Origin of the sequence: Gordonia sp. (in: high G+C Gram-positive bacteria) (genome assembly GCF_049299075.1) — a bacterium.
In the GTDB taxonomy this organism is placed as follows: domain Bacteria; phylum Actinomycetota; class Actinomycetes; order Mycobacteriales; family Mycobacteriaceae; genus Gordonia.
Map to the genome: position 1 here is coordinate 1 of NZ_JBAQWU010000176.1, position 2,834 is coordinate 2,834.

The following is a 2,834-nucleotide window of genomic DNA, read 5'->3' on the forward strand; positions in this document are numbered from 1 at the left end:
GTTCGGGCGCGGCTGGGCGTGGGGGCGGGACGCGACACCGGTGACGATCCGCCGCTGGCACGTTCCCCGTGAACGCGATCGGTTCGGGGTTCCGCCGGTCCAGTTCGCCTTCGACCGAGGCACCGGATTCACCGTGAGCAGCAGCACGGAGCGCCAGCGCGACGGCCGGCCGGCGGTCGGGGTAGACGCCGTGGACGGCCCGTACGTGTTCGGCAAGGCCGAACTGGAGGGCATTGAGGTGACTACTGCGCTGCGGCTGACCGGCAAATCCGCGCTGGCAGAGGGCTCCGACGGGGCCGCCACCTGGTATCGGCACACCATCACGTTCGACGAGGACGTCGTCGAGGGCGAGCTGTACCTGAGGCTCGCGCCGCTGGTCGGCGCCGAGGAAGAACTTGCCCGGTTGCTGTTCGACCACCCGCTCACCGCCCGTCGGTCGAGCGTGTTCACCGTGCTCCGGAAGAGTGGGAATGAGGCCGTCGCGGCGGAGGATCTCGACGGGACCGGGATCTTTTGGCTGGCCGTCAGAGACGGGGTGGGGGGGCTGGCGACCGGGGTCGTCGCGACGTTGCCGTCGTGGGTGAGCGTGTCTGTGGTGGCGCTACACGCCCTGACCGTCGCCGATCGGGACGCGGCCGCGGCGGCCGATCGGCACACCGACGAGGTGATCTTGGCGGAAGCCACCGGTGAGCGATTCACGCTGGCGCCGGGCGCCCATTACCGGATCGATGTGGCGCTCTCCTGGAAGCGGACCTACCGCGACCGGGACGGGACACCGGTCACATCGACGTACAACAAGGACGGCGAGGACAAACGGACTCGATCCTGGTACTTCCAGACGGCGGCCGAGACGTCGACGGTCGATCCCGCGCCGTGGCTTTCGCTCCAGAATGTCCGCCAGTTCCGGCCGGAGTATCTGCAGCGCTACTTGACCGGCTTCGACCGGCCCGATCACGCGGACTACGTGTTCGCCGACGATCGGCCGTCGGCGAGCTTCGCCGTCACCTATCTGCCCGGTCTGCTCCATCAGTACGGGCGGCGGCCGGTGGTCAAAGTACGCCGGACCGATAAGCCGCACGGGTCGTCGATCGACTGGCGGAAGCCGAAGATCGTGACCACCTACGGGGCGGGTTCGCCGTTTGAGAAGCGGATGCAGGAGGCGGCGGCGCAGTCGGGGTGCCCGATCGCGCCGACCGGATCGGATCTCGCGTGGACGAGTCCGCTGGAAACGCAGGCCTCCTATGAGATGACGGTCGCCTTTCCGCCGGAGACGAAGGCGCCCACGGACACCACCCCGCAGCTCGACGGAATCACCTTCCGGACGTCGGCCTATCGGAACGCATCGGCGTTGATCCGGGCGATGGGCCTGTATCCGTCGAGTCCGGCGCGGCCCCCGCAGGCCGGTGATGTGCCGGTCATCGTGCCGCCGAAGACTCTGCTGGTGGCCGGTGATCGGCACGGCGACGCCGCAGTGGAGGACGTGCTCGGCCACCTCGGCGTGCCGCCGCAGTTGCCGCCCCGGGTGCCCGAAACCACCGTGCTGTGGGTGCGCGACGGGGCGGGGTGGGCGGTGCTGGGGCTGTGGCTGGCGAACCCGGAGCCAATCATCCGGGCGGGCCGGTTGGAGTTGGGGTCGTCGATCACGATTTCCAATCAGCACAATCCGAGCCGGAAAGCCGCCGCGCGCTACGTCAACGGGGCCGGCAGCAGCGTCCTGTGGCTGCTGCCTGCGCCGCTGGCGGCATCGTCGAGCGGATTCTGGTTCGACGTCACAGTGACCGATCGCGCCCCGGCGAAGAACGCCCCATCGACGGTGGTGCGCCGGGCGCGCTGCGGCCGGACACCGGCATTCGCGGGTGGCGTACTGATGGGAGGGCAGTGATGAGCAGCGGCGACTTCACCACCGACGCGATCGGGCGGGTGGCGTACGTGGGCGGCCACGACGAACGCGACGAGCGGGTACCTGACGGCGTGCACTGGCAGGTGACGTTGCCCGACGACGCGGTGCCGGCCGGGCCGGTGGTGATCTTCGAGGGGCAGGTAGGTCGCGAGTGGGATCCGTTCGGTCGCGATATCTCCTGGGAGGTGCGGCCGGACAGTCCGCTCATCCTGACGATCCCAAAACCCGATCCTGACGAGGATTCTGGGTGGGTGCACTCGTGGGTGGAGGTTGGGGGGACCGGGGAACTGCGGGTCGCGGTGATCGACGGTTCGGTAGCGCCGAACGGATTGCCGGTGGAGCTCGCCATACGGCGATCGGCGCCCTACCTGCTGGCCGCGCCGGATATCCGGCAGTTGCGCATCACTGGCAAAGGCACCGTGACCAGCGTGCACGCCTGGATGCGGGCCCTGAAGGTGAGTGGTCCGTTCGGTGATGTCAGGCCCGTGCAGATCGCCGGTATCGCCGATATGGCTGGCGACCTGCCCGGGTATCAGGCGGTGGCGGGGGCCGGTGACTGGGAGGATCGGGTGGTGCGATCGGCGCCCCGGCTGCGCGTGCCCTACGACCCGGTCGGACATGATCAGCCCGTGAGCGCGGACCAGGAAACCGAGCGGGTGACGAAGCTGGCGGCGGAGTACCTCGTGCCGTGGACTCGGCAGACGTACGAGTTGCTGGCTGATCCGGACGCGATGGAGAAGGCCGGAGCGGCGACGCTCAGCGTGGACGTCACCCCGGATCTACCGGGCGACGAACCGGGAACCACCGCGACGATCGACTATTCGGTGATCGCTGCCTTGGGGACGGCGTGTGCGGACCCCGGAGTGGCGCGGTGGCTGGGCCGGTCAGGGACCTTCCCGGAGATCGAGAAGCTCGACGAACCGCGGATGTTCAT

General features: G+C 69.1%; 2 protein-coding genes. Both read left to right on the top strand.

The window, feature by feature from the left end; all coding sequences use genetic code 11:
- The coding region (locus WAW85_RS05845; RefSeq protein WP_422558701.1) for a hypothetical protein at positions 1 to 1,882 on the top strand (1,882 nt) is incomplete at its 5' end.
- Positions 1,882 to 2,834: hypothetical protein (locus WAW85_RS05850; protein ID WP_422558702.1), on the top strand; the 953-nt coding region annotated here is incomplete at its 3' end. The genes WAW85_RS05845 and WAW85_RS05850, both read left to right, overlap by 1 nt.